Raw genomic sequence first — 25,762 nt, forward strand, 5'->3', positions numbered from 1 at the left:
GTCAGTTCGCCAGCCGCTTCAGGAGATCGGGCACGTGCACCTGATCGGATTTGTAGTTGCCGGTCAGCATGTACATGACGATGTTGATGCCCGCGCGATAGGCGAGAACCCGCTGATCCGGATCATTGGGGATCGTCGGGAGCAGGGGAGCGCCGCTGGCGTTGACGGCCCAGGCGCCCGCGAGATCATTGCCGGTTATCATGATGGGCGAAACGCCGTCGCCGACCCGCACCGGGCGGTCCTTGTTGGCTTCGGGTGCCTGCGAGGCCTGCACCCAGAGCTGGCTGCCGCGGAACCGGCCGGGGAAATCCTGCAGGATATAGAAGGCCTTGGTCAGCACATGGTCATTGGGCACCGGTTCCAGCGCCGGTATGTTCATGCCGGAAAGAATGTCGCGCAGGCGCGCATTGGCCGGTGTCGAGCTGTTGTCGAAGCTGATGGCGGCCGCATCCTGATCGCGCGTGTCGAACAGAACGGTTCCGCCCTGCTGCATATAGGCGTCGATCTTGGCAATCGCGGCCTGCGACGGCATTTTGGCCGCGGGGTCGACCGGCCAATAGATCAGCGGAAAGAAGGCGAGCTCATCGGTTTCGGGGTTTACGCCTATGGGCTCGCCGGGCTCCAGCGCCGTGCTGTCGGCAAGTGCCCTGGAAAGCCCGAAAAGGCCCGCCTTGCTGATGTCGTCAACGGCACGATCCCCGGTGATGATATAGGCGAGGTGCGTGGCATTGACCGCATCCAGGATCGTCTGGTCGCCCGGTTTGCTGTCGTTCTGCTGGGCATGGGCCGGAGAGGGACCGAATGCCAGGATGGCGGGAATGAGCAGGATCGCCAGGGAGGCGGCTGCGGCCGTCTTGAAGCGGCGGCGCAAATGCCCGCCAAGCCAGAGAATGGCAAGCGCGTCGAGCGCCAGCAGCAGGGCGGCGAGCCCGAAGAGCGGGCCACGCAGCGGCACCGATTCATCGACGGCATAGCGTGCCGTGGTCACGGGAATGGCAAGCTCGGGACGGACCAGAGGCTTGATGCCGCTGTCCGGCTTGAAGAGGTTGAGGGCACTCATGGAATCCTCGACGCCGTAAAAGCCGGGCGGATTGTCAAAGCTCACCGTGCCGGTTTCGCCTGTTTTGAGGATAAGCGGCTTGGCATCCGCACCCGGAGGGGTCAAAGCCCCTTCGGCGTTCAATGTCAGATAGGGCGGAAAGGCGCGGGAAGCCCCGGCGCCATTTTCCTGCGGCGACGGTCCGGTGTTGCGCGACAAGGTGACGATACGGTGCAGCATGTCGACAAAACTGCCGCTGATCGGCAGGTTTGACCATGTGGCTTCCGGCGTGACGTGGAAGAGGACGAGCTGCCCGCGCCCGCGGGTCTCGCCCGTCACCAGCGGCGTGCCGTCGGCAAGATTGGCCCAGCTCTTTTCGAAAAGGTCGATGGCGGGCTCTGCCAGAACCTGGCGGTTGACGGTGACATCCTGCGGCGTCGGCAGCCCGGCAAACGGACCCGTATCCGGGAATGCGGCAACCGGCTGGGATTCCTTCCACGACAGGGCGCCGCCCAAAGAACGTTCGCCCTTGCGCAGGTTGACCGGCAGAAGCGGGTCATGCTCGCTGTTGCCGGCAAGGCGCGGCCCGGCAAAGCGGATCAGTGTCCCGCCCTTGGCAACCCAGTCCACCATGGCCTGTTCGGTCTCGCCGGGCAGTTTGCCGATATCGGCCATGATGATGACGGACGGCTTCTGCTCCAGAAGTTCGGGGATGGCCTTGATCAGCTCCGCATTGCGCGGCCGCAGGAGATCGGCGAAGGGCTCAAGCGCCCGCGAAATGTAGTAGAGCGGCGACAGCAGGGGCTGCGACAGATCAGCTTCGGAACCGGACAGCAGGGCGACGCGGCGGCGCTTGTTGTTGTCGTCGACAAGGAACGTGGCGCCCGCATGCGGGGCGTTGTCGATGCGCAGGCTGTGAAAGTCGTTGCGCAGCTCGTAGGGCGCCGCGATGACGGCTTCGCCGGTCGCTTCATTGGCCCGGAAAACCAGTCCGGTTTCGGCGATGCGGCGGCCTTTTTCATCATAGGCGCCGATGGTGATGCCGCCCGAGGCGCGGCTGTCATCGGAACGCACGGCGTGGACGGTGAGCCCGTTCGCATTGTTCTCCACCTGCCGGATGGCAGAAAGGGCTGCGATAGACGGCTGATACCAGATCACCGAGGCGATCCCGCTCCCCTCCATGGATTTGATGGCCGTCGCCGCCTGCGGGGTGTCGACACCGTCGTTGAGATAGGCGACGCGCACGCCTTTGACATTGGCAAGGGCGGCCTTCAGCCGGTCGAAGGCAGCGCTGCGGTTGACGGGAATCGGCCGGACATTCAGCGCACGCAGCCGCTCGAGCGCGGTTGCGGCATCGAACGGGCCGACATCGGCATTCAGCTTCTCGGCCGTACCCAGGATGTAGATCAGCGCGCCGGAGGCATTGGCATCGGCGATGAGCCGTTCCGCCGTTTCCTTGCGCGCGGTCCATTCCTCATTGGACGACCAGCCATTGTCGAGCACGATGGCGACCGGCTCCTTGCCGCTCAAAGTCTCGGCGCGCGGATTCCATACGGGTTCGGCGAGCGCGAGAATGACGAGCGCTGCCAGCACAAGCCGCAGCAGGGTCAGCCACCACGGACTGCGGTCCGGCGTTTCCTCTTTCTTGAGGATCTGTGCCAGAATTTTCAGCGGCGGGAAGGATTCCCGGACCGGCCGCGGCGGCGTCGCCCGCAGCAGCCACCAGATAACGGGCAGGGCCAGAAGCCCCAGCAGAATTGCCGGTGCGCCGAGGGCAAGGGGAAAGGCACCCATCATAGGCCCGTCCTCTGATACCCGGCGTCGGCGGTCATGTTCAGGTGCACGGAAACCAGCGCTTCGGAGGCAAGGCGGTCGGTGCGGTTGGCGGTGTAGCTCCAGCCGATCCGGCGGCAATAGGCGCTGAGTGTTTCACGCCGGGCAAGGAACAGGCGCTTGTATTCCTCGGCATAGTCCTGCGCCCGGCCGACGGTCAGCATCGCGCCGGATTCCGGATCGACGAATTCCGTGCGCCGCTTGTAGGGGAAATCCGCTTCGGCCGGATCGTAGATTTCGACCAGATGCGCGCGGGCGCCGCGCTGGGCAATCTGCTCAAGCAGGGCAAGCGTCTCGTTGACCGGTTCGAGAAAATCGCTGACCAGCACGACATCGGAAAAGCGCCGCACCTTGCTGAAATCCGGCTGCTTCGGCAGGTCGATCACATGCGACAGCGCAACCGCCAGTCGCTCCGCGCCATTGGCGGCGGAGGTCGGATCGGTCACGTCGGGAAAGGCGATGCGCTCGCCGCTGCGCGACAAAAGCTCGGCCAATGCCAGGATGAGCACGAGCGCGCGCGATTCCTTCGATACCTGCGCCATATCGGATTTGTAGAGCATGGAGGCCGAGGAATCGGCCCACAGCCAGACCGTATGGGCGGCTTCCCATTCCTGATCCCTGACATAGGTGCGGTCATCGCGTGCCGAACGGCGCCAGTCGATGCGCGCGATGGCTTCACCGTCCGTGTAGGGCCGGAACTGCCAGAACGTCTCGCCGACGCCGCTCTTGCGGCGGCCATGCCAGCCGGTATTCGTGGTGTTGGCAATGCGGCGGGCTTCGACCAGAAGATCGGGCAACAGCGCGGCGCGCTGGCGTGCACGCGCCAGCGCCTCGCGTGTCGCGGTCTTCTGGACCTGCGCGCCGATGGCTGCCATCAGAGTGCGGCCTTGGTCAGATTGGCGATGACCTCGCGCACGTTCATGCCGTCGGCGCGGGCGGCGAAGGTCAGTGCCATGCGGTGCTGCAGGACCGGTTCCGCGAGTGCCTTGACATCGTCAATCGACGGCGCGAGACGCCCGTCATAGAGCGCGCGGGCGCGGGCGCACAGCATCAGCGCCTGGCTCGCACGGGGGCCGGGACCCCAGGCGATGAATTTTTGCGCGATATCGTTGTCCGCACCGGGGCGGGCCGAACGCACGAGCTTGAGGATGGCTTCGACAACGCCTTCCACCACGGGAATCCGGCGGATCAGCTGCTGCATTTCGCGCAGGCGCTCGGCAGTGATGGTCTTGGCCGCCCGGGCTTCCGAGGTGCCGGTGGTTTCGAGAAGGACGCGGCGCTCCGCCTCCAGTTCCGGATAAAGGATATCGATCTGCATGAGAAAGCGGTCAAGCTGCGCCTCGGGCAGGGGATAGGTGCCTTCCTGCTCCAGCGGATTTTGCGTCGCCAGCACGTGGAACGGCGATGGCAGGTCGTGCCGTTCACCGGCAACGGTGACATGGTATTCCTGCATGGACTGCAGCAGGGCCGACTGGGTGCGCGGCGAGGCGCGGTTGATTTCGTCGGCCATCAGCAGCTGCGCGAAGATCGGGCCTTTGACATAGCGGAACGAGCGCTTGCCGTGGTCGTCCTGTTCCATGACTTCCGAGCCGATGATGTCCGACGGCATCAGGTCGGGCGTGAACTGCACGCGGCGCTCGTCGAGGCCGAGCACGGTACCGAGGGTTTCGACCAGCTTGGTCTTGGCAAGGCCGGGAACACCGACGAGAAGGGCATGGCCGCCGGCAAGCAGCGCGACAAGCGTGCGCTCGATCACGCTTTCCTGGCCGAAGATGACAGTGCCGATGGCAGAGCGTACCCTGGAGATATCGGCCAGAGCCTTTTCGGCCTCTGCTATCATGGCCTTCGGATCGGACGGTTCCCCGGTTTTGATGATTGTCATGGTTTACCTCGTCTCTGGCCTGCGGAGCTGGTTTATGGTCAGCTTCACACTTAAATGAGTCTAGATCACTATGACATGCAGACAAGCGGTTTAACGGTGACTATTTCGTGACGAATGAACAAAAAGGTCTTGGTATGGCACAGTCAGAGGGCACGTTGCGCGATGCGGCAGGGCTTGAAGCGCTGATTTCGCGCGCCGCGGCGCAAGGCAAGGGCCTGCCGCCGGTGGAAAAGTGGAACCCCGACTTCTGCGGCGATCTCGATATGGAGATCAAGGCTGATGGCACCTGGTTCTACATGGGAACACCCATCGGCCGCGCACCGCTGGTCCGGCTGTTCTCCACGGTCCTGCGCCGGGATGCCGATGGCAAGACCTATCTGGTCACGCCCGTCGAGAAAGTCGGTATCCGCGTCGAGGATGCGCCCTTCCTTGGTGTCGAGCTCAATGTATCCGGCGAGGGCGATGACCAGATCATGACGTTCCGCACCAATGTCGGCGATATCGTCGAGGCAAATGCCGACAATCCCTTGCGCTTTGTCATCGATCCGGCCAATGGCGGGCTTAAGCCCTATGTGCTGGTGCGCGGACGGCTGGAAGCGCTGCTCGCCCGCCCGGTCATGTACGAACTGGTCAGCCATGGCGAAGATATCGTCGTCGGCGGCAAATCCATGTTTGCCGTGCGTTCCGGCGGTACGGTCTTTCCGATCATGCCGTCGGGCGAGCTGGAAGAGCAAAGCCTATGAACCAGACAGTATGGAGGGATGACGGCTTTTCCGCCCGGGCCTTTGCGCAGCGCGTCGCGGCGAAGGGCCATGAGACGCTGAGCGTCGATCATGGCGACCACCTGCTCAATCCCGACCTCGATGCCCTGATCGCGGCGACCAAACTGCGCGAGGCGGCGGTGCTGATCCCGATCGTCGATCACGGGGATGAAGCGGGCGTCATTCTCACCCTGCGCAATGCCAACATGCGCAAGCATTCGGGCCAGGTGGCGTTTCCCGGCGGCGCCGTCGATCCGGAAGACGATTTCCAGCCGGAAAAGGCGGCGCTGCGGGAAGCGCATGAGGAGATCGGCCTGGAAGGGCGGCATGTCGAGCTGCTCGGCCGTCTGCCGCGCTATCTCACCACGACAGGTTATTCCATCACCCCGGTGCTCGGGCTCGTCCATCCGCCATTCGACCTGACGCCCAATCCGGATGAGGTGGCCGATGTGTTCGAAGTGCCATTGTCCTTTCTGATGAATCCTGCCAACCACCGCAGGGAAAGCCGGATATGGCAGGACAAGGAACGTTTCTATTATACGATGCCGTTCGGCGACCGCTTCATCTGGGGCGTTACGGCGGGCATCATCCGCACACTTTATGAAAGGCTCTATTCTTGAGCATGACAGTATCGATTGCCGGCAAGGCCCCATGGCTGAAGAACGAGGCTTTGCAAAGGCTGCTCGCCGCCCTTTCCGCCGATGGCGAGGGCGCGCGCATCGTCGGCGGCGCGGTGCGCAATGCGCTTCTCGGGCAAGAGGTGTCCGATCTCGATATCGCAACCACCTGTGTGCCGGATGAAACGATTCACCGGGCGCAGGGGGCGGGGTTCAAGACCGTGCCGACCGGTATCAGCCATGGCACGGTGACCGTTGTCGCCGACAAGCGGCCGTTCGAGGTGACCACGCTGCGCGCCGATGTCGAGACCGACGGGCGCCATGCAGCCGTAGCCTTCGGCCGCGACTGGCAGGTGGATGCGGACCGGCGCGATTTCACCATCAATGCGCTCTACGTCGAAGCGGATGGCACGATCGTCGATCTGGTCGGCGGTCTTGCCGATATTGAAAGCCGGACCCTGCGCTTCATCGGCGATGCGGAACAGCGCATCCGCGAGGATTACCTGCGCATCCTGCGCTTCTTCCGGTTTTTTGCCTGGTATGGCCATGGCCGTCCCGAGAGCGAAGGCCTGAAGGCCTGCGCCCGCCTGAAGGACGGTCTGGCGCAGCTGTCGGCGGAGCGTGTCTGGTCGGAGCTGAAGAAAATGCTAGGGGCACCCGATCCCTCGCGCGCCCTGTTGTGGATGCGTCAGGCGGGCGTGCTGACGGCGGTTCTGCCCGAGAGCGAGAAATGGGGCATCGATGCGATCCATGGTCTCGTCAAAACGGAAAAGGAACTTGGCTGGCCGGCTGATCCGCTGCTGCGCCTTGCCAGCATGATCCCGCCGGATGCGGAGCGCATCCATGCCATGGCGGTGCGCCTCAAGCTTTCCAATCAGGAGCGCGAGCGGCTGGAAGCCTGGGCTGGTGCCGTCCTGCCCAATGCCGAAATTTCCGAGGCGGGTTTTGCCAAGCGGCTTTATCGCAGCGACCGGCAGGGCATGATGGACCGCCTGCGCCTTGCGCTAGTTTCCGCGCGGATGGAGGCGCTCAACGACAATGCCGCCATGATGCGTGCCGGTCAGCTGTCAAAACTGCTGGAATTTGCCGGGCGGTACGAGAAGCCCAAATTCCCCGTTTCCGGCGGCGATCTCATCGCTGCCGGTCTGGAAAAGGGCCCCGATGTGGGCAAGCTGCAACGCGCGCTCGAGGATGCGTGGATTGACTCGGGCTTTACGCTGGACCGTGATGCGCTGCTTGCCAGAATTCCCGACCTGACAGGAAAGCCTGTCTAGGCAGCCTTGCCCTTTTCAGGCTGGATATTGGCCTTGATCGTTTCGAGCATGGCTTCGCGGATGGCCGTCTCGCCGTGGGTTTCGCGAAGGTGCTCGGTGGCGCGGCGGATGATCTCGGCTTCGGTGTCGTGACGGGTATGCCACTGGCAACCGGGAACGATGCAATGAAGTTCTTTCATGGCCTTTTCTCCCTGTTGTGGGCCCGGTGTGACGCGGGCCCTCTCCATCGAGATACGGCTTCAGATACCGTACCGGCAGCACCATAACGCATGAAAGCCGGGATTGATCCCTGAAAAAATCACATCACGGCCATTTGACCGTTGGTGGCATGGACGAAAGGATCGAATCCACGTTGCCGCCGGTCTTCAGGCCGAAGATCGTGCCGCGGTCGTAGAGCAGGTTGAATTCAACGTAGCGTCCGCGCCGGACCAGCTGTTCCTGCCGGTCTTCGGAACTCCAGTCCCGGTTGAAATTCTGCCGGACGAGATAGGGGTAGACCACCGAAAAGGCCCGGCCGACGTCGCGGGTGAAGGCAAAGTCGGCATCCCAGCCGCCATTTTCGTCGGAAGAATGCAGCCAGTCATAGAAAATGCCGCCCGTGCCGCGCGGCTCCTTGCGGTGCGGCAGATAAAAATACTCGTCGCACCAGTCCTTGAATTTCTCGTGGCTGGCGACTGCCGCATGCTTGTCGCAGACGAATTTCATCGCCTTGTGGAAGGCGGCGGTATCCGGGTCTTCCTGCGTCCGTTTGCGGTCGAGAACCGGCGTCAGGTCAGCGCCGCCGCCGAACCACTGGCGGGTGGTGACAACCATGCGCGTGTTCATGTGCACCGCCGGGACGAACGGGTTCTGCGGATGGGCAATCAGCGAGATGCCCGAGGCCCAGAAGCGCGGATCCTCATCCGCACCGGGTATCTGCTTGCGGAATTCCTGGGAAAATTCGCCATGGACGGTGGAGGTGTGGACCCCGACCTTCTCGAAGACCCGGCCATGCATGATGGACATGATCCCGCCGCCGCCGTTGCCTTCGTCGCGCTGCCATGGCGTCTGCACGAAACGGCCCGCCGGCCGGTCGGAGAGGGGGCCTTCCAGATCGTCCTCGAGCTGCTCGAAACTGGCGCAGATCTTGTCGCGCAATTCGGCAAACCACGCGGTGGCGGCTGTCTTCTTGTCTTCAAGCGCTTCGGGCAGGATGGCGGGAATATCCGGGCGGTCCATATTAGCGATTCCTTCTTGCTGTGTACTTTATCACATCCGGGGCGCGGCAAAGGAAGGTGGTGTTTGGGCTATCCCAAAAAAATGACTCGTTTTCAGGGCGGGGTTTGATCTACTCTCTGCCGTACAGGGTTCAGGAAGGGATGCAAAATGGTCTCCAAAGTACCCAGGACACACTTTCCCAAGCCGCCGCTCGACGGCTTGCGCAAGCAGCTGAAGGAAAGCCGGGGCGAAGCCCCCCGGCAGCGTGGCGCATTCATCCGCGAGAGCTTCCGCCTGCCGCGTCTTGCCGCCCGGGAGAAGGCGAAGGAGTGGTTCGACCAATACCCGAAAGCAGCCTACTGGACGGAAATCGAAAGCTGGTACGAGCGCCCCGGCGACATCATCGAATTCACCATGCGCCGTTTGCCTAATGCCGACTAAAGTCGACTGGAAAGACTGCTGAAAGTGTGAAAGTTTCAGAATTGCGGGAAAAATTGACGTGAATTGTCAACAGCCGAACACTTTTCTTCATAAATGGCATCAAATTATTTCAATGATGGATTCAGGATTGTCATGAATCGTGGCTGACAGCCTGCCATAAAGACAGTAGAACTTTTTGCAGCGCCGGAGAATCTTCCGGCCGCGCAATCCGCGCAATAAAAAATTCAAGGAGGACACTATGCGCTTATCGTTGATCTCTGGCGTGGCGTTGACGGCTGTCATGGCGATGACTTCATTCGCCCGTGCTGACATCGTCATCGGCAACATCGCGCCTGTAACCGGCCCTGTGGCTGCCTATGGCATGCAGGTGAAGAACGGTGTTGCTGCGGCTGCGGAAGCCATCAATGCTGAAGGCGGCATCAAGGGCGAGAAGATCGTCATCAAGCTTTTCGATGATGCCGGCGAGCCGAAGCAGGGTGTGTCGGTTGCCAACCAGGTGGTCGGCGAAGGCATCAAGTTCGTGGTCGGTCCGGTCACATCAGGTGTTTCGATGCCGGTTTCCGATGTGCTGGCTGAAAACGGCATCCTGATGATCACCCCGACCTCCACCACGCCGGATCTGACGACGCGTGGCCTGGACACCGTGTTCCGCACCTGCGGCCGCGATGACCAGCAGGCCGAAGTTGCTGCCCAGTACATTCTCAAGCACTACAAGGACAAGCGCGTCGCGGTTGTCTATGACAAGAACACCTATGGCACGGGTCTGGCCAACAATCTGAAGGCAACGCTCAACAAGGGCGGCGTCAAGGAAGTTGTCGATCAGGGTATCAATGCCGGTGAAAAGGACTACAGCGCGCTCATTACCCGCCTGAAGTCGGAAAAAGCCGACGTGATCTATTTCGGCGGTTACCATCCGGAAGGCGGCCTGATTGCCCGCCAGCTGGCGGATCAGGGCATCAAGGCCCAGATCATCGGTGCCGAAGGCCTGTCGAACACGGAATATTGGGCCATTGGCGGCGCTGCCGCTGCCGGTACGCTGTTCACCAACAGTGCCGATCCGACAAAGAACCCGTCCGCTGCGAAGATCATGGAAGCTTTGAAGGCCAAGAACATTCCGGCTGAAGCCTTCACGCTCAATGCCTATGCGGCGCTGCAGGTCATCAAGGCCGGCATTGAAAAGGCCGGTTCTGCCGATCCGGCAGCGGTTGCTGCGGCACTGCATTCCGGCGCACCGGTTTCGACCGTCGTCGGCGACCTGACCTATGCAAAGACCGGCGATCTGACGACGCCGACCTTCGTTCTCTACAAGTGGGAAGACGGCAAGGCAGCTGAAGTCAAGTAAGCTTCCTGTCAGGTGAATGAGGACGCCGGTCAGAAATGGCCGGCGTTTTTCATGCGGGCAGCGAGAACTGCCGCAAGGCTTCACCGGTAGCGATGGCCGCGGACAGCGCCAGGTTGAGCGACCGCGCCCCCGGCACCATCGGGATGATCAACCTGGCATCGGCCGACTGGTGCACCTCATCCGGCACGCCGGCCGATTCGCGTCCAAGCAGCAGGATGTCGCCCTGTCGAAAGGTGAATTGCGTGTAGGGCACGGCCGCCTTGGTGGAAAACAGCAGCAGGCGCCGCTGTTCGCCCTGGCGCCAGTTCTGAAAGTGCTGCCAGTCGGCATGGCGCGTGAGCGCAGCCTGTTCGAGGTAATCCATCCCGGCGCGTTTGAGCGACCGGTCGGATACATCGAAGCCCGCGGGCTCGATGAGATCGACCCCGATCCCGAAACAGGCGGCCATGCGCAGGATCGTGCCGGTATTGCCCGGAATATCCGGCTGGTAAAGTGCAATGCGCAGGTCGGGTTTGTCTTCAATCACAACCGGTGGGCTCCGTTGGCAATATTTCGCTCAGGCGCACGTATTTCCTGAGAATAGGCTCTCGCTTTTTCCGTTCATAATAGGTATAGGGTTTCGACCGCAACGCTAACTTTGCCAACACAAACTTTGGAGGTGTCGATGACTGAATTTTTCCGACTTCTTCCAAACCGGATGGCTTCTCCCGATGAAGCCGTGCCCGGTGTCGTTGGCGGTCTTGTGTCTGTTCTTTCCGCGTAGTTTTTTTCCCTGACACAAGTCGCAATCGTCCCATGGTTGGCGTTTGCATGTTTGTCTTCTTCTGTTTCCATCATGCTCCGGCAACCCAAGCGCAGTAACCGCCACGCTGCGTCGGAATCATTTTCGTCTCGCATGTCATGCCGAGACCCTCGCCCGAAAGAGGTTTGATAATGTTTCGCTGGTTTGAAAAAAGGCTTGAGGCGTTTCCATCCGCCGAGCCCAGTGAGCCACCCAAGACACTGGTTGCATTCTGTTTGCACTACACGCGCGGCGTCTGGCCATGGCTCGCCGTCATGGCGGCGTGCACGGCATCAATCGCCGTCCTTGAAGTGTCGATGTATGCCTTCATGGGCAATGTCGTCGACTGGCTGTCCAGCCAGTCGCGCGAAACCTTTATTGCGCAGGAAGGCTGGAAGCTTGCATTGCTTGCCGGCGTCGTGCTGATCGTCATGCCCGGTATCGTGCTGCTCGACTCGCTGGTCATTCACCAGACCCTGTTGAGCAATTACCCCATGCGCATCCGCTGGATGGTGCATCGCTATGTCGTCCGCCAGTCCATGACGTTCTTCCAGGACGAGTTTGCCGGGCGGATTTCCACCAAGCTGATGCAGACATCGCTCGCCGTGCGCGAAGCGGTGATGAAGCTGCTCGACGTCTTGAACTATGTGATCGTCTATTTCAGCGGCACGCTGATCATCGCCGCCGCTGCCGATCTGCGTCTCATGATACCGTTCCTGATCTGGCTGGCCGCCTATGTCGGGCTGATGTGGTATTTCATCCCGAAGCTGCAGGTGGCGTCCAAGGCGCAGGCGGATTCGCGCTCGTCGATGACCGGCCGTATCGTCGACAGCTACACGAACATCGCCACGGTCAAGCTCTTCTCCCATTCCAAGCGGGAAGAGAACTATGCCCGCGAGGGAATGGAGGAGTTCCTGTCCACCGCCTATACGCAGATGCGCATGGTGACGGGATTCCATGTCACGCTCTATGCGATGAACTGCCTCCTGTTGTTCTCGGTAAGCAGCATTGCGATCTGGCTGTGGCTCGGTTCGGCCATCTCCGTCGGCGCCGTGGCCGTGGGTATCGGCCTTGTGCTGCGTCTCAACGGCATGTCGCAATGGATCATGTGGGAAATGTCGGCGCTGTTCGAGAATATCGGAACGGTGGAAGACGGTATTACCTCCATCTCGCTGCCGCGCCTTGTCACCGATGTCCCCAATGCGCCGGAACTGGCCGTCAGCGCCGGTGCGATCCGCTTCGAGGCTATCGGTTTCCACTACGGCAAGGGTGCGGGCGTCATCGACAGGCTGTCCCTTGACATCCGTCCTGGCGAAAAGATCGGGCTGGTCGGACGGTCGGGTGCGGGCAAGTCGACGCTCGTCAACCTGCTCCTGCGGTTCTACGATCTGGAGAGCGGCCGTATCACCATCGATGGCCAGGATATCGCCAGGGTAAAGCAGGACTCGCTGCGCGAGCATATCGGCATGATCACGCAGGATACCTCGCTGCTGCACCGCTCGATCCGCGACAACGTGCTGTATGGCAGGCCTGATGCTTCGGAAGAGCTGATGCGCCTGGCTGTGCAGAATGCGCAGGCGGAGGCATTCATCGAGGCGGCGTCCGATCCCAAGGGACGGCGCGGGTTCGATGCGCATGTGGGCGAGCGGGGCGTCAAGCTCTCGGGCGGCCAGCGCCAGCGTATCGCCATTGCCCGGGTCATGCTCAAGGACGCGCCGATTCTCATCATGGACGAGGCAACCTCCGCGCTTGATTCGGAAGTGGAAGCGGCCATCCAGGACAATCTTTACCGGCTGATGCAGGGAAAGACGGTCATTGCCATCGCGCACCGCCTGTCCACCATTGCGGCGCTCGACCGTCTCGTGGTGATGGACAAGGGCAGGATTGTGGAAAGCGGCAGCCATGAGGAATTGATTGCCGCCGACGGCATTTACGCCAACCTCTGGGCCCGGCAGTCCGGTGGATTCCTCGGGCTGGATGACGAGCAGGAAGCGGCGGAATAGCTGCCTTCAACAGTCCCGCTGCACCAATGCTTCCCGGTTTCGCCGGGGAGCATTTTTCTTTGCCGGGAAATATCTGAATGAACTTTAATTTGACCGGCGAGGGGACTCGCTCAAGAGTATTCTTTCAGTCGCGCGCTGCACGTCTGACCCTGAAAGGCTGCTGATCCGATGTGCACCGCATGAGAAATATCTTCCGTCTGTTCGAAAGCTGGATCGATCCTTACGCCGCACCGCCGGCAGATCATGTCCCGTCGCGGCCGTTCCCGTTCATCTGGTTCTATGTCCGGCAGGCCAAGGCCGCGTTCTTCGCGGTGCTGGTGCTGGGCGGGCTGGTCGCTTTGACGGAAGCGGGCCTGTTCTGGTTTCTCGGCGGGCTCGTCGATATTCTGGCATCGGTCAACCCGGCAAAGGGCTGGCAAGGCCTGATGCAGGATCACGGCACGCCGCTCCTGCTGATGCTGGCGGGTGTCCTGATCGCCCGGACGATCGTCCTGACGCTGTCTGCGCTGGTCGAGGAGCAGACTGTCGTGCCCGGTTTCTTCAATCTGGTGCGCTGGCAGGCGCATCTGCACACCTATCGCCAGAGCCTCGCCTTCTTCCAGAATGACTTTTCCGGCCGTATCGTCACCAAGGTCTGGGCGACCGGGCAGGCGGTCGGCGATTTCATGATGACGCTTCTGCAGGCCATCTGGATCTGCATCGTCTACAGCGTCACCACCATCGCGCTGATCGGCGACCTTGACTGGCGGCTGGCAACGATCGTCATCGTCTGGCTCGCTGTGTTCAGCCTGATCGCCCGCTATTTCCTGCCCCGTGTGCGCCGGGCCGCGGCGGAGACCGCCGAAGCGAGTTCCGTTGTCACCGGGCGGCTGGTCGATGGTTACAGCAATATCCAGACGCTCAAGCTGTTCGGCAGTGCGGAACGCGACGACGCCTATATGCGGCAGGGCATGCAGCGCTGGCTCGATGCCATCATTCCGCTGACGCGCGGCCTGAGCGGCATCCGCATTGCGCTCGGCGCAACCAGCGGTGTGATGATCTGCGCCGTGGCGATTGTTTCCATCGATCTGTGGTTGAAGTCGGAAATATCGCCCGGTGCAATCGCCTTCACCCTCGGCCTTGTCCTGCGGTTGAGCATGCTGCTGGGACGGACCATGGCCAACCTCAATGGCCTTTTGCGCAATTACGGTACCATCCAGAATTCGATGGAACTGCTGGCGCGGCCGGTCACCGTTGTCGACAAACCCGGTGCAGCACAGCTTGCGGTACCCGCAGGCGCCATCCGTTTCGACAATGTGCAGTTTCACTATGACCGCTCGAAGCCGGTCTTCGACAATCTGTCGCTGAACATTCTTCCCGGCGAAAAGGTCGGTCTCGTCGGACGTTCCGGTGCGGGCAAGTCCACCCTGGTCAACCTGCTCCTGCGCTTCTACGACGTTCAGGCCGGGCGCATTCTGATCGACGGACAGGACATTGCGGAGGTAACGCAGGACTCGCTGCGCGCGCATATCGGCATGGTAACCCAAGACACCTCGCTGCTGCATCGCTCCGTGCGCGACAACATCCTGTATGGCCGTCCCGAGGCATCCGATGAACTGATGCGGCAGGCCGTGGTGAATGCGCAGGCCGACACCTTCATTGCCGCCTTGACCGATCCCAAGGGCAGGCGGGGCTTCGATGCCCATGTGGGCGAGCGCGGCGTCAAGCTGTCCGGCGGCCAGCGGCAGCGCATCGCCATTGCGCGGGTCATGCTGAAGGACGCACCGATTCTCATTCTCGACGAGGCGACGTCGGCACTCGATTCGGAAGTGGAAGCCGCTATCCAGGACAATCTCTACCGGCTGATGCGCGGCAAAACCGTCATCGCCATCGCGCACCGCCTGTCGACCATCGCTGCGCTCGACCGGCTTGTGGTCATGGATGGCGGACGCATTGTCGAGAGCGGCAGCCACGACGCGCTGATCGCCGCCAACGGGCTCTACGCCGGACTTTGGGCGCGCCAATCCGGCGGCTTTATCGGGCGCCTGTGAGGCCGCTGCGAAAATGCAAACAGATTCATGGCCAAAGAGTGGAAAAGGTGTGGCGACTTATCCCTGCGACATCCTGCCCTTGTGGCTCTGTCAGGCTGGACAAGCTCATGCGACATGCTTAGAAACCACGCAATATGCTGGGGAATCCGCGAGGCTCATTCTATGGGCCAGTCGTGTATTGTGGTGACAAAGTGGACTCTCCTGCTGCGTTGTTATTCGGAAAGGAACAGGCCCCGTGAGCGCACACGATACGACCGAGCCGACACGGCGTGACTTCCTCTATATTGCGACAGGTATGGCCGGTGTGGTCGGAGCGGGAGCCTTTGCATGGCCCTTCATCGACCAGATGAGACCGGACGCATCCACGCTGGCAGTCTCGTCCATCGAAGTTGATGTTTCAGCGCTGACACCGGGCATGTCCCTGACGGTCAAATGGCGCGGTAAACCCGTTTTCATTCGCAATCGTACGCCGAAGGAAATCGAGGATGCCAAAAACGTCCAGCTGAGCCAGCTCAAGGATCCGATTGCGCGCAACGCCAATCTGCCGAGCGATGCCCAGGCGACCGATGCGGATCGCGGTGCAGGCAAAGGCAAGGAAAACTGGCTGGTCATGATCGGCGTGTGCACCCATCTGGGTTGCATTCCGCTCGGGCAGCAGGGTGATTTCGGCGGCTGGTTCTGCCCGTGCCACGGCTCGCAATACGATACTGCCGGGCGCATCCGTTCCGGTCCCGCACCGGAAAACCTGCCCGTCCCGCCACTTTCATTCATTTCCGACACCGTCATCAAGATCGGCTAAGGTTCCAGGGGGAGACACGACATGAGCGGTGGACATTCATCCTATACGCCGAACACAGGTATCGAAAAATGGGTCGATGCGCGACTTCCGTTGCCGCGTCTGATCTATGATTCATTCGTTGCCTATCCTGTTCCGCGCAATCTCAACTACGCCTATGCCTTCGGTGGCATTCTGGCGATCATGCTGGTGGCGCAGATCATCACCGGTGTCGTTCTGGCCATGCATTATGCGGCTGAGACGGGACTGGCATTCAACTCCGTTGAAAAGATCATGCGCGATGTGAATTCGGGCTGGCTGCTGCGCTACCTGCATTCCAACGGCGCATCGATGTTCTTCCTTGCGGTCTGGGTGCATATTTTCCGCGGGCTCTACTACGGTTCCTACAAGGCGCCGCGCGAGCTGTTGTGGATTCTCGGCGTGATCATCCTTCTCCTGATGATGGCGACCGCCTTCATGGGCTACGTCCTGCCCTGGGGCCAGATGTCCTTCTGGGGTGCAACCGTCATCACCGGCTTCTTCACGGCGTTTCCGATCATCGGCGACCCGATCCAGCAGCTGCTGCTCGGCGGTTTTGCCGTGGATAATCCGACCCTCAACCGCTTCTTCTCGCTGCATTACCTGCTGCCCTTCATGATTGCCGGTGTTGTTATCCTGCACGTCTGGGCCCTGCACGTGACCGGCCAGACCAACCCGACCGGTATTGAAGTCAAGTCGAAGACGGACACGGTGGCGTTCACACCCTATGCAACCATCAAGGATGCATTTGCGCTGTCGCTCTTCCTGATCCTCTTTGCCTATTTCGTCTTCTACATGCCGAACTACATGGGCCATCCGGACAACTACATTCCGGCTGACTCGCTGAAGACGCCAGCCCACATCGTTCCTGAATGGTACTTCCTGCCGTTCTACGCGATGCTGCGCGCCATCACCTTCAACATCGGACCGATCAACTCGAAGCTCGGCGGCGTTCTGACCATGTTCGGCTCGATCGCGATCCTGTTCGTTGTGCCATGGCTCGATACATCGAAGGTGCGTTCGGCCGTCTACCGTCCCTGGTACAAGCTGTTCTTCTGGATCTTCGTTGCCAATGCCATCATGCTCGGCTGGCTCGGTTCGCGTCCTGCCGAAGGCATCTACACGATCCTTTCGCAGCTCGGCACAGCCTTCTACTTCGGCTTCTTCATCATCATCATGCCGTTGCTCGGCCTGATCGAAACGCCGCGCCGCATACCAAACTCGATTACCGAAGCTGTGCTTGCCAAGACCAAGAGCGGCGGTCAGCCCGCGGGTGTTGCGGCGGCTCCGGAAACCAAAGGCTGAGAAACGTGAAGGACTCTCCGATGAAAAAAATCCTCCTCGGTCTCGCAGCTGCCGGTCTCGGTACCATGCTGGCTTTCGGCGGCGGTGCGTTTGCGGAAGAAGCAGCCCACAATGCTGCTGAGCCGACGCACTTCCCGATCAAGCATCCGGAACAGATGAAGTGGTCCTTCGCCGGCCCCTTCGGCACCTATGACAAGCAGCAGCTTCAGCGCGGTCTGAAGATCTACAAGGAAGTCTGCTCCGCCTGTCATTCGATGAAGCTGGTGGCTTTCCGTTCGCTTTCGGAACTTGGTTACAGCGAAGCGCAGGTCAAGGCATTCGCCGCGGAATATGAAGTGAAGGACGGCCCCAATGCGGAAGGTGAGATGTTCACCCGCAAGGCTATTCCGGCCGATCATTTCCCGGCGCCGTTCGCCAATGAACAGGCAGCGGCTGCCGCCAACAATGGTGCCGCTCCGCCCGACTTCTCGCTGATCGCCAAGGCCCGTGCTGTCGAGCGCGGCTTCCCGCAGTTCCTGATCGACATCTTCTGGGGGCAGTATCAGGAAGGCGGACCGGACTATATTCACGCGCTGCTGACCGGCTTCGGCGAAACACCGCCGGAAGGCATGAAGATCCCCGAGGGAACGCACTACAACCCTTACTTCATCGCCGCAAAGTCATTGGCCATGGCCCAGCCGTTGCAGGATGGCCAGGTGACCTATGATGACGGTTCGCCGCAGACACTGGCGCAGTATTCGAAGGACGTATCGGCATTCCTGATGTGGGCCGCTGAACCGCACCTGGAAGACCGCAAGAAGACCGGCTTCCGCGTCATGATCTTCCTTGTTCTGTTTGCGGGTCTCCTCTACGTCGCCAAGCGCCGTATCTGGGCCGACATCGAACATTGATCGGCTCTGACTATATCTGATCCGGAAAGGGCGCCTTGCGCCCTTTTCTTTTGCGGTGGTGGTCTATTAAACTGCACCGCTGTGCGCCTTGCAGGCACAAAGGAGTGACGACATGGATTCGACGCTGAAGCAGACGTTGGTGGATGCCATTCGGAACATCCCCGATTACCCCAAACCCGGCGTCATGTTTCGCGACATCACGACCCTGCTTGGCAATGCACGCGCCTTTCGTCGGGCCGTCGATGAACTGGTCCATCCCTATGCGGGCGGCAAGGTCGACAAGGTTGCCGGCGTGGAAGCGCGCGGCTTCATCATCGGTGGCGCCATGGCGCACCAGCTGTCCTCCGGTTTCGTGCCCATCCGCAAGAAGGGCAAGCTGCCGCATGACACGGTGCGCATTGCCTACAGCCTGGAATATGGCGTCGATGAAATGGAGATGCACCGGGATGCCATCGTGCCGGGCGAGAAGGTTATTCTCGTCGATGACCTGATCGCAACGGGCGGCACGGCCGAAGCTGCGGTGAAACTGCTGCAGCAGATGGGCGCTGATATTGTCAGCGCCTGCTTCATCATCGATCTGCCTGATCTGGGCGGGCGCAGGAAGCTCGAAGCGCTCGGCGTCAACGTGCGCACGCTCATCGCCTATGAAGGCGACTGAGGGCCTTCTGCGGCCCCTTACTAGGCTATTCCAATCAACGCGGCGCTGTTGAACTCCAGGACCTTCTGCTCGTTCTGGTTATAGGCCGCGGACGACATCTGCATCATCGCCCAGCCGGGGCGCGATTGCAGCGCGCGAAACCCGTTCAACGTCCGGGTGAAACGGATCGTGTCCCCGGCATAAACAGGCTTCAGCCATTTCAGGTTTTCAAAGCCGGGCGAGGGGCCGAATTGCGGCGGCGATTCGCCCCGCTCCATGGCTGCCTTGATCTGGCGTTTCATGTCCTCGACATTCAGCCGCATCCAAATGGCCGTCGTATGCCAGCCGGAGGCGCACAGTGCCCCGAAATTGCTGTGCCTGGCCGCTTCCGGATCGATGTGGAAACGCTGCGGATCGTACTTCCTGGCAAAGGTGACGATCTCTTCCGCGGTGAATGTGTGCGTGCCGAGATCGCGTTCAATCCCGATAAGGGCGGTGAGGGCTGCGCTCATGCTGCGGCGGGCTCCCGCAATGTGAACATGCCGGTGTTCTGCAGTTCGCAGACCACTTCGCCATGCTGGTTGGAGATGGCGTGGTGCAGCACGATGAAGCCGAGGTCCGGCTTGGATTTGGATACGCGCCGTTCGATGACCGTGCTCTTGCCGGTCAGCGTGTCCCCGGCAAGAACCGGCTTTTTCCACTTGGCGTAGTCGATGCCCGGCGCGCCCTGCGATGTGGAATCGAGGAGATAGGCATCGCACATCATGCGCATGAACATGGAAACCGTGTGCCAGCCGGAGGCGGCAAGGCCGCCAAGGATGCTGGCTTTTCCGGCAGCCTCGTCCAGATGGAAGGGCTGGGGATCGAACTGGGTGGCGAAATCGATGATTTCACCGGCTTCGACGGATTTCGCGGGGAGCAGCCATTCGCTGCCGACCGTGAAATCCTCATAGGCATATCGGGGATTGTAGTCGCTCATGCCACCATAATAGGCATGAGCGCATTTGGTTCAAGGGGCAGAAGCGCGTCTTATGTATTGAAACGGAACAGCATGATATCGCCGTCCTGCACCACATATTCCTTGCCTTCGTCGCGCGCCTTGCCGGCTTCCTTGGCGGCGACTTCGCCGCCGAGGGTGACATAGTCATTATAGGCGATGGTCTGCGCGCGGATGAAGCCGCGCTCGAAATCCGTGTGGATAACGCCGGCGGCCTGCGGTGCCTTGGATCCGCGTTCAACGGTCCAGGCGCGGGCTTCCTTCGGTCCCACGGTGAAATAGGTGATCAGGTGCAGGAGCTTGTAACCGGCACGGATCAGGCGATCGAGACCGGGCTCGTCCAGGTTCATCGCGTCCAGATATTCCTTGGCCTCTTCATCGGGCAACTGTGCAACCTCGGCTTCGATGGCAGCGGAGATCGTCACTGTCTCGGCGCCCTGGGCCGTTGCCATTTCCTCGACGGCTTCCGTGTGTTCGTTGCCGGTTGCCGCATCGCTTTCGGCGACGTTGCAGACGTAGAGCACGGGCTTTGAGGTCAGGAGATTGAGGCCCTGCAGAATGAGGAGGTCGTCAGGCGCAATGCCGTTCAGCATGAAGCGGACCGGCTTGCCGCCCTGGAGCAGGGACAGTGCCTGCTCCATGACGGGAAGAACAGTGAGTGCTTCCTTGTCCTTGACGCTGGCCCGCTTGCGGAACTGCACGATGCGGCGCTCGAGACTGTCAAGGTCCGAAAGCATCAGTTCCGTCTCGACGGTTTCCGCGTCGGAAACGGGATCGATCCGGCCTTCCACGTGGGTGATGTCGTCATCTTCAAAGCAGCGCAGCACGTGCACCACGGCGTCAACTTCGCGGATGTTGGCGAGGAACTGGTTGCCGAGGCCTTCGCCTTTGGACGCGCCGCGCACGAGGCCGGCGATATCGACAAAGCTGATGCGGGTCGGGACGATGTTGGCCGATTTGCCGATCTTGGCGATGGCCTGCAGGCGCGGATCAGGCACGGCAACTTCGCCGGTGTTCGGCTCGATGGTGCAGAACGGATAGTTCGCAGCCTGTGCGGCAGCTGTCTTGGTCAAGGCGTTGAAAAGCGTCGATTTGCCGACATTGGGCAAGCCAACGATGCCGCATTTGAAACCCATAATCTGCGATCCTTATTCTTTCTTGCCGAAGAGCTTGTTCAGCATGTCGGCCATCGGGCCGGTTTTTGGAATGTTGACGTTCGGCTTGGCCGGACGCGCCTGCCGGATATGGCTTTGACCCGCCGGTTTTGCAACCGGATTCGGCTCGCTCCTGTGGCCGCTGCCGGTGGCGAGCGCCACACGGTTCATGAACCCGGCATCGTCCTTGTTGACGAGCAAACCCGTATTGTCAGCGATAGCCCCGAGAATGGGTTCGACCCATTCCCCGTCCGCCTTGGAAAAATTGCCGAGGACATGGTGTGTCACCATCTCCTTGACGCCGGGATGACCGATCCCGACACGAATGCGCCGGTAGTCCTTGCCGCAATGGGCATCGATGGACTTGATGCCGTTGTGCCCGCCCGAACCGCCGCCCGTCTTCACGCGCAGCTTGCCCGGCGGCAGGTCCAGTTCGTCATAGATGACGACGAGATCGCCCAGCGCCAGCTTGTAGAAGCGCATGGCCTCGCCAACGGACTGGCCGGACAGATTCATGAACGTCTGGGGTTTGATCAGAATGACCTTTTCGCCGTCGATCGTGCCGTCGGCGATCAGGGCCTGGAACTTCTTGGTCCAGGGAGAAAAACGATGGCGACGGTGTATTTCATCCGCCGCCATGAAACCGATATTATGCCGGTTTGCAGCATATTGGGAGCCGGGATTGCCAAGACCTGCGATGAGCAGCACGGTGCCATAGCTCCCAATAGAGACGATTACTCGCCGTCTTTTTCTGCCGTTTCAGTGGTCTCGGCTGCTGCCTCAACGGTCTCGTCTTCTGCAGCGAGAACAGCCGGAGCGGCAATCGTGGCAATGGTGAAGTCACGATCGTGGATAACCGACGTTACGCCCTTCGGCAGTGTAACAGCGGAAATGTGGATCGAGTCACCGATCTGCAGGCCGGTCAGATCGATTTCGATCGCATCCGGAATTGCATTTGCCGGGGCATGCAGTTCGACATCGTGACGAACGATGTTGAGAACGCCGCCGCGCTTGATGCCTGGGGACAGTTCTTCGTTGAGGAAGTGAACAGGAACGTTCACGTTCACAACCGACTTTGCTGACACGCGCAGGAAGTCAACATGCACTGGCTTGTCGCTGACCGGATCGAGCTGGAAGTCCTTGGGAAGGACCTGAATGGTCTTGCCATCCAGCTGGATGTTCGCGATCGTCGTCTTGAAGCCGCCGCCGTGAATCTTGTAGTAGAGTGTCTTGTAGTCGAGGGTAATCGAGATTGGTGCCTGCTTGTCACCATAGATGACTGCTGGCACTTTACCGTTGCGGCGAATTTCCCGGGAGGACCCCTTACCAACCCGTTCGCGCGCCTCGGCCTTGAGCTCGTATGCTTCGCTCATGGCATTTCCTTTCGAGGTTCAAATCTGGAGTGTTTTCCGGGTTGTCTGCAAAGAAAGCCCAAAAAACATGAAGCGGTCGCATGGCCATCCGGAACCGGATGAAATGACCGCCCCATTCCGCGTTGCCTCCAAGGGTGTCTACGCGGATGGCGGCTCTATAACGGAAAGAGACGCCATGTGCAAGTTTGTTGCTTGACCGGTATGCCGGGAAAGTCTGTCATTCCACCGTCACAGGCGCTGTTTAGGGCGGGACAACAGAACAGGGACGGGCGATGGCCGGGACAATAGCGCTGGAACAGCAAAAAATCGAGGCGCGCGACGCGTTTTATACCTTCGGCAAGATCGGCCTTCTGTCCTTCGGCGGTCCGGCCGGACAGATCGCGATGATGCACCGCGTGCTGGTCGATGAAAAGCAGTGGATCAGTGAGGAACGCTTCCTGCATGCGTTGAATTTCTGCATGCTGCTGCCCGGTCCCGAAGCGATGCAGCTTGCCACCTATCTCGGCTGGCTGTTTCACGGGGTGAGGGGCGGTGTTGTCGCCGGGCTTCTGTTTATCCTGCCGGGCGCGTGCGTGATGCTGGCGCTGTCGGCGCTCTATGTCAGTTTCGGGCAGGTGCCCGTCGTCGAAGGGCTGCTGTTCGGTCTGAAAGCGGCCGTGCTGGCGATTGTGCTCGAGGCCCTGATCAAGGTCGGCAAGCGTGCCCTGACCGACTATCCCGCCTATGGCATCGCCGTTTGCGCATTTATCGCCATCGCCCTCATCAAGATGCCGTTTCCGCTGGTCATCCTGATCGCCGGGCTTTTCGGTTTTGCGCGCTATCGCCTGACCAACAGAGTGTCCCCGTCATTGCCGGACAGAACCATTGCCGAACCCGCGGCGCGCGGCGCTTTCCAGTCCGCCCTGGTGTGGACCATGCTCTGGCTGGGACCGCTTGCGCTCTTGCTGGCCGGGCTGGGGCAAAGCAATGTCTTTGCCGCCGAAGCAGCCTTCTTCTCCAAGATGGCCGTCGTCACCTTCGGCGGCGCCTATGCGGTGCTGGCTTATGTGGCGCAGCAGGCGGTGGACTATTATGGCTGGCTGAAGCCTGACGAAATGCTCACCGGGCTGGGGCTGGCTGAAACCACGCCCGGACCGCTCATCCTGGTGCTGGCCTTTGTCGGTTTCGTCGGCGGCGCGCGCCTGTCCGGCTTCGATCCGCTCACCGGCGGGCTGCTTGGCGGGCTGACGGCGCTGTGGTTCACCTTCGCACCATGTTTTCTCTGGATTTTTGCCGGTGCGCCGTTTGTCGAGCGGCTGCGCCATGTCGGCTGGCTGAAAGCCTCGCTGGCGGCGATCACCGCCGCCGTGGTCGGTGTCATCGCCAATCTTGCCGTATGGTTCGGCCTGCATGTGCTGTTTGGTGCGTTTCAGGAAAGGCTGGTTGGGCCGCTGCATCTGCCGGTACTGGACCTCGCCGCCTTTGACTGGGCGGCGGCAGCCATAGCGTCAGGAGCGGCAGTCGCACTGATTGCGCTGCGCGTCAATATGCTCGTCGTGCTGGGATTGGCGGCGCTGGCCGGGATCCTGCTCCACATCTAGTCGAACAGGCTGGAAACCGATTCTTCCGAGGCTGTGCGCGAAACCGCTTCACCGATCAGATCGGAAATCGACAGGACACGGATATTGTGCGCCGCTTCGATGGCCGGTGTCGGCTGGATGGAGTCGGTGATCACCAGTTCCTTCAGCTTCGAGCCGGCAATACGGGCGACCGCACCGCCGGAAAGCACGCCGTGGGTGATATAGGCGGTGACGCTGGTGGCACCCTTGGCAAGAAGCGCTTCGGCCGCGTTGCACAGCGTGCCGCCGGAATCGACGATATCGTCGAACAGCAGGCAATCCTTGCCGGTGACTTCACCGATAACGTTCATGACTTCCGATTCACCGGGACGGTCGCGGCGCTTGTCGACGATGGCAAGCTGCGCGTCGATGCGCTTGGCCAGCGAACGGGCACGAACCACACCGCCGACGTCGGGCGAGACGACCATGACATTCGATGTGCCGTAATGGGCGCGGACATCGCGGGCGATGACCGGAACGGCATAGAGATTGTCGGTCGGAATATCGAAGAAGCCCTGGATCTGGCCGGCGTGCAGATCGAGCGTCAGCACGCGGTTTGCACCGGCTTCGGTGATCAGATTGGCAACCAGCTTGGCGGAGATCGGGGTGCGCGGACCGGGCTTGCGGTCCTGGCGGGCATAGCCGAAATAGGGAAGGACTGCGGTGATGCGCTTTGCCGAGGACCGGCGGAAGGCATCGATCATGATGAGCAGTTCCATCAGGTGATCATTGGCCGGGAAGGACGTCGACTGCATGACGAAGACATCTTCGCCGCGCACGTTTTCCTGGATCTCGACAAATATCTCCTCGTCGGCGAAGCGCCGGACGCTGGCCTTTCCAAGCGGAATATTGAGATATTTGGCGACAGATTCAGCGAGAACGCGATTGGAATTGCCCGCGAATAGTTTCATGCCCGTATTTTCCCCGGTGCCAGCCAAGTGAAGGATATGCCGGGCCTTTTACTGTGCCTGACGCACATTGCAAGCGGGCAGGGCAGATTCATGCACAGTTCCTCGCTAATATCGCGTCAAACGCGTAAATATGTCACGTCTTGGCGCCGGATACCCATTTCAGATAGCCGTCGATTGCCTTGTCGGCGATTGATTCCATCACCTTCGGAGGCACGGTGCTCCAAGGGTCAGTTCCGTTGCCGGGGACGATTTCCTGTCCCTGGATACGGTGAAGCCGGGTTCCCGCGGGGTCGAGCACGTCCCAGACATAGATGATCGTCGTCTGGTTGCCGTCGGGCAGGGCGGAGAAGTAGCCCTTCATGATATGCGTGTTGTCGGTATCGGCGGCCGTACCCAGAACGATGCCCTTGGCCTTGGCCAGCGCCGAGAGCCGTTGCGACAAGGGTGTGGCGGCGGCAATCGGCGCGCCGACGATCGGGGCGAAACGCAGTTTTGCCGTGCGGGACACACCCGGCTGCGCGGCGCCCGATGCAACGGCGGTGCCAGCGGACGTTGCGGTTCCCGGTTGCGGCGTTGCTGCGGGTGTCCCTGGTGCCGTGGCCGTCGGTGTCGCGGTGGTCACCGTTGCCGGCGTTGTGCCCGGCGTGACCGTTCCCGGCGCTGCAGCTGTGCCTTGCGCTGCCGGAAGGTCTTTCTTTGTCACGCCCATCGGCGATTCGGCGCTGTTGCAGGCACTGAGGCCAAGAGCCGCCAGCGCCGCACAGGTATAGGTCAGTGATTTGCGAGACATCATCTTTGGTCTAACCCCATCATGAGCCATAGTTGTGCCATCTCGAAAAAACGAAAGCTGACAAAAGTTTTATTTTACGATCAAGTCAAGAGG

The 25,762-nt window shown here is 60.9% G+C and carries 25 protein-coding genes; 12 read left to right on the plus strand and 13 right to left on the minus strand.

The genetic code is table 11. The features are described from left to right. Window position 1: 1 nt before the first annotated feature. From RDL77_RS09845 to RDL77_RS09855, 3 genes are read right to left on the minus strand one after another with little or no spacing between them, the layout of a single operon-like run. Window positions 2–2,833, minus strand: coding sequence for a DUF4159 domain-containing protein (locus RDL77_RS09845; RefSeq protein ID WP_288192679.1), 2,832 nt, complete (start codon window positions 2,831–2,833; stop codon window positions 2–4). Then, window positions 2,833–3,747, minus strand: coding sequence for a DUF58 domain-containing protein (locus RDL77_RS09850; protein ID WP_223612562.1), 915 nt, complete (start codon window positions 3,745–3,747; stop codon window positions 2,833–2,835). The genes RDL77_RS09845 and RDL77_RS09850 overlap by 1 nt, the downstream gene beginning before the upstream one ends. Next, on the minus strand, window positions 3,747–4,754 hold the full coding sequence (locus RDL77_RS09855) for a MoxR family ATPase (RefSeq protein ID WP_288192680.1): 1,008 nt from the start codon (window positions 4,752–4,754) through the stop codon (window positions 3,747–3,749). Before RDL77_RS09855 ends, RDL77_RS09850 begins: the two co-directional genes overlap by 1 nt. Window positions 4,755–4,888: 134 nt before the next feature. On the opposite strand from RDL77_RS09855, the gene RDL77_RS09860 reads away from it, so the two are divergent. Genes RDL77_RS09860 through RDL77_RS09870 form a run of 3 tightly spaced genes read left to right on the plus strand, consistent with a single transcriptional unit; the run spans window position 4,889 to window position 7,406 of the window. Further along, on the plus strand, window positions 4,889–5,497 hold the full coding sequence (locus RDL77_RS09860) for a DUF1285 domain-containing protein (protein WP_288192681.1): 609 nt from the start codon (window positions 4,889–4,891) through the stop codon (window positions 5,495–5,497). After that, complete coding sequence (locus tag RDL77_RS09865) at window positions 5,494–6,135, plus strand: CoA pyrophosphatase (RefSeq protein WP_288192682.1); 642 nt, start codon at window positions 5,494–5,496, stop codon at window positions 6,133–6,135. Before RDL77_RS09860 ends, RDL77_RS09865 begins: the two co-directional genes overlap by 4 nt. Window positions 6,136–6,137: 2 nt before the next feature. After that, on the plus strand, window positions 6,138–7,406 hold the full coding sequence (locus RDL77_RS09870; RefSeq protein WP_288192694.1) for a CCA tRNA nucleotidyltransferase: 1,269 nt from the start codon (window positions 6,138–6,140) through the stop codon (window positions 7,404–7,406). Here the strand turns inward: RDL77_RS09870 and RDL77_RS09875 are convergent. Both RDL77_RS09875 and hemF read right to left on the minus strand, forming a co-directional pair. After that, a complete protein-coding gene (locus tag RDL77_RS09875) occupies window positions 7,403–7,585 on the minus strand; it encodes a DUF1059 domain-containing protein (protein ID WP_105732019.1) in 183 nt (60 codons plus the stop codon). The two genes, RDL77_RS09870 and RDL77_RS09875, sit on opposite strands and share 4 nt — an antisense overlap. A gap of 124 nt (window positions 7,586–7,709) precedes the next feature. Further along, complete coding sequence (gene hemF, locus RDL77_RS09880) at window positions 7,710–8,624, minus strand: oxygen-dependent coproporphyrinogen oxidase (RefSeq protein WP_223612566.1); 915 nt, start codon at window positions 8,622–8,624, stop codon at window positions 7,710–7,712. Between the two features lie 147 nt (window positions 8,625–8,771). On the opposite strand from hemF, the gene RDL77_RS09885 reads away from it, so the two are divergent. Then, window positions 8,772–9,044 (plus strand): hypothetical protein, encoded by a 273-nt coding sequence (locus RDL77_RS09885; RefSeq protein WP_223612567.1) that lies wholly within the window; start codon window positions 8,772–8,774, stop codon window positions 9,042–9,044. A gap of 238 nt (window positions 9,045–9,282) precedes the next feature. Further along, window positions 9,283–10,386: an ABC transporter substrate-binding protein gene (locus tag RDL77_RS09890; protein WP_288192683.1), complete on the plus strand. Its 1,104-nt coding sequence runs from the start codon at window positions 9,283–9,285 to the stop codon at window positions 10,384–10,386. Window positions 10,387–10,435: 49 nt separating this feature from the next. Here the strand turns inward: RDL77_RS09890 and RDL77_RS09895 are convergent, their stop codons facing one another. Beyond that, window positions 10,436–10,909 carry a tRNA (cytidine(34)-2'-O)-methyltransferase gene (locus tag RDL77_RS09895; protein ID WP_288192695.1) on the minus strand — a complete coding sequence of 158 codons (474 nt, stop codon included), beginning with the start codon at window positions 10,907–10,909 and terminating at the stop codon, window positions 10,436–10,438. A 410-nt stretch (window positions 10,910–11,319) separates the two neighbouring features. Between RDL77_RS09895 and RDL77_RS09900 the strand changes: the two genes are divergently transcribed. From RDL77_RS09900 to RDL77_RS09925, 6 genes are all read left to right on the plus strand, one after another. Further along, window positions 11,320–13,170, plus strand: coding sequence for an ABC transporter ATP-binding protein (locus tag RDL77_RS09900; protein ID WP_288192684.1), 1,851 nt, complete (start codon window positions 11,320–11,322; stop codon window positions 13,168–13,170). 179 nt (window positions 13,171–13,349) lie between these two features. Beyond that, window positions 13,350–15,200, plus strand: a complete 1,851-nt coding sequence (locus tag RDL77_RS09905; protein ID WP_288192685.1) for an ABC transporter ATP-binding protein — start codon at window positions 13,350–13,352, stop codon at window positions 15,198–15,200. A gap of 235 nt (window positions 15,201–15,435) precedes the next feature. Then, window positions 15,436–15,999, plus strand: coding sequence for a ubiquinol-cytochrome c reductase iron-sulfur subunit (petA, locus tag RDL77_RS09910; protein ID WP_105732026.1), 564 nt, complete (start codon window positions 15,436–15,438; stop codon window positions 15,997–15,999). 21 nt (window positions 16,000–16,020) lie between these two features. Further along, window positions 16,021–17,319 carry a cytochrome b N-terminal domain-containing protein gene (locus RDL77_RS09915; RefSeq protein ID WP_223612571.1) on the plus strand — a complete coding sequence of 433 codons (1,299 nt, stop codon included), beginning with the start codon at window positions 16,021–16,023 and terminating at the stop codon, window positions 17,317–17,319. Between the two features lie 20 nt (window positions 17,320–17,339). Further along, window positions 17,340–18,209 (plus strand): cytochrome c1, encoded by an 870-nt coding sequence (locus RDL77_RS09920; protein ID WP_105732028.1) that lies wholly within the window; start codon window positions 17,340–17,342, stop codon window positions 18,207–18,209. A 112-nt stretch (window positions 18,210–18,321) separates the two neighbouring features. Further along, on the plus strand, window positions 18,322–18,867 hold the full coding sequence (locus RDL77_RS09925; protein ID WP_288192686.1) for an adenine phosphoribosyltransferase: 546 nt from the start codon (window positions 18,322–18,324) through the stop codon (window positions 18,865–18,867). A gap of 20 nt (window positions 18,868–18,887) precedes the next feature. Here the strand turns inward: RDL77_RS09925 and RDL77_RS09930 are convergent, their stop codons facing one another. Genes RDL77_RS09930 through RDL77_RS09950 form a run of 5 tightly spaced genes read right to left on the minus strand, consistent with a single transcriptional unit; the run spans window position 18,888 to window position 22,370 of the window. Then, window positions 18,888–19,358, minus strand: a complete 471-nt coding sequence (locus RDL77_RS09930; protein WP_288192687.1) for a MaoC family dehydratase — start codon at window positions 19,356–19,358, stop codon at window positions 18,888–18,890. Then, window positions 19,355–19,825 (minus strand): MaoC family dehydratase, encoded by a 471-nt coding sequence (locus tag RDL77_RS09935; RefSeq protein ID WP_223612574.1) that lies wholly within the window; start codon window positions 19,823–19,825, stop codon window positions 19,355–19,357. Before RDL77_RS09935 ends, RDL77_RS09930 begins: the two co-directional genes overlap by 4 nt. Window positions 19,826–19,875: 50 nt before the next feature. Then, the gene (ychF, locus tag RDL77_RS09940) at window positions 19,876–20,979 is read right to left on the minus strand and encodes a redox-regulated ATPase YchF (protein WP_288192688.1); all 1,104 of its coding nucleotides are present in this window, start codon (window positions 20,977–20,979) and stop codon (window positions 19,876–19,878) included. A gap of 12 nt (window positions 20,980–20,991) precedes the next feature. Continuing rightward, window positions 20,992–21,705, minus strand: a complete 714-nt coding sequence (gene pth / locus RDL77_RS09945; protein ID WP_223612576.1) for an aminoacyl-tRNA hydrolase — start codon at window positions 21,703–21,705, stop codon at window positions 20,992–20,994. 26 nt (window positions 21,706–21,731) lie between these two features. Then, window positions 21,732–22,370 (minus strand): 50S ribosomal protein L25/general stress protein Ctc, encoded by a 639-nt coding sequence (locus RDL77_RS09950; protein WP_223612577.1) that lies wholly within the window; start codon window positions 22,368–22,370, stop codon window positions 21,732–21,734. A gap of 272 nt (window positions 22,371–22,642) precedes the next feature. Between RDL77_RS09950 and chrA the strand changes: the two genes are divergently transcribed. Then, window positions 22,643–23,950 carry a chromate efflux transporter gene (gene chrA, locus RDL77_RS09955; protein WP_288192689.1) on the plus strand — a complete coding sequence of 436 codons (1,308 nt, stop codon included), beginning with the start codon at window positions 22,643–22,645 and terminating at the stop codon, window positions 23,948–23,950. Here the strand turns inward: chrA and RDL77_RS09960 are convergent. Further along, window positions 23,947–24,879: a ribose-phosphate pyrophosphokinase gene (locus RDL77_RS09960; RefSeq protein ID WP_223612579.1), complete on the minus strand. Its 933-nt coding sequence runs from the start codon at window positions 24,877–24,879 to the stop codon at window positions 23,947–23,949. The two genes, chrA and RDL77_RS09960, sit on opposite strands and share 4 nt — an antisense overlap. 133 nt (window positions 24,880–25,012) lie before the next feature. Beyond that, complete coding sequence (locus RDL77_RS09965) at window positions 25,013–25,669, minus strand: hypothetical protein (RefSeq protein WP_288192690.1); 657 nt, start codon at window positions 25,667–25,669, stop codon at window positions 25,013–25,015. Between the last annotated feature and the right edge of the window lie 93 nt (window positions 25,670–25,762).

Source organism: uncultured Phyllobacterium sp., from assembly GCF_902479695.1.
GTDB classification, from domain to species: Bacteria; Pseudomonadota; Alphaproteobacteria; order Rhizobiales; family Rhizobiaceae; genus Phyllobacterium; species Phyllobacterium calauticae.